This is a genomic window from Exiguobacterium aestuarii, assembly GCF_020171655.1.
In the GTDB taxonomy this organism is placed as follows: domain Bacteria; phylum Bacillota; class Bacilli; order Exiguobacteriales; family Exiguobacteriaceae; genus Exiguobacterium; species Exiguobacterium aestuarii_A.
This window is the reverse complement of the sequence record NZ_JAIVAC010000012.1, coordinates 1-1,239: the sequence shown is the minus strand read 5'-3', so window position 1 is coordinate 1,239 and position 1,239 is coordinate 1. Positions and strand designations below refer to the sequence as shown.

Here is a 1,239-nt window from a genome sequence, read left to right as displayed (position 1 = left end):
TGCCGGGCGGATTTGCCAACCCGACGGCCTCGCTGCTTGTCCGTGCACTTCCAGTCGCACGGTCACCTTATCCTTCTGCGTCCCCCCATCGTTCAAACGGTGGTACGGCGGTACAGGAATATCGACCTGTTGTCCATCGCCTACGCCTTTCGGCCTCGGCTTAGGTCCAGACTAACCCTGAGCGGACGAGCCTTCCTCAGGAAACCTTAGGCTTTCGACGGAGGGGATTCTCACCCCTCTTTTCGCTACTCACACCGGCATTCTCACTTCCAAGCGCTCCACGGCTCCTCACGATACCGCTTCACTGCTGCTTGGAACGCTCTCCTACCATCCCTTACGGGATCCATAGCTTCGGTGGTATGTTTAGCCCCGTTACATTTTCGGCGCGGCGCCACTCGACTAGTGAGCTATTACGCACTCTTTGAATGGTGGCTGCTTCTAAGCCAACATCCTAGTTGTCTGTGCAGCGCCACATCCTTTTCCACTTAACATACACTTGGGGACCTTAGCTGATGGTCTGGGCTGTTTCCCTCTCGACTACGGATCTTATCACTCGCAGTCTGACTCCCGAGTACAAGTTGCTGGCATTCGGAGTTTGACTGAATTCGGTAACCCTGTGGGGGCCCCTAGTCCAATCAGTGCTCTACCTCCAGAACTCTTCACCTCGAGGCTAGCCCTAAAGCTATTTCGGAGAGAACCAGCTATCTCCAGGTTCGATTGGCATTTCACCGCTACCCACACCTCATCCCCGCACTTTTCAACGTGCGTGGGTTCGGACCTCCAGTCAGTGTTACCTGACCTTCATCCTGGACATGGGTAGATCACCTGGTTTCGGGTCTACGACGACGGACTGATGCGCCCTGTTCAGACTCGCTTTCGCTGCGGCTCCGCCTCATCGGCTTAACCTCGCCCGCCATCGTAACTCGCCGGTTCATTCTACAAAAGGCACGCCATCACCCGTGAACGGGCTCTGACTACTTGTAGGCATACGGTTTCAGGATCTGTTTCACTCCCCTTCCGGGGTGCTTTTCACCTTTCCCTCACGGTACTGGTTCACTATCGGTCACTAGGAAGTATTTAGCCTTGGGAGATGGTCCTCCCGGATTCCGACGGGGTTTCACGTGTCCCGCCGTACTCAGGATCCACTCTGGAGGGGATGGGGTTTCGGCTACAGGGCCGTCACCTTCTCTGGCCGACCTTTCCAGGTCGTTCACCTACCCTATCCCTTTGTAACTCCGT

1 rRNA gene is annotated in these 1,239 nt (G+C 55.9%); it reads right to left on the bottom strand.

Features of this window, described 5'->3' with window-relative positions:
* Nucleotides 1-1,239 (bottom strand): 23S ribosomal RNA (locus LCM29_RS15105); the annotation flags it as partial.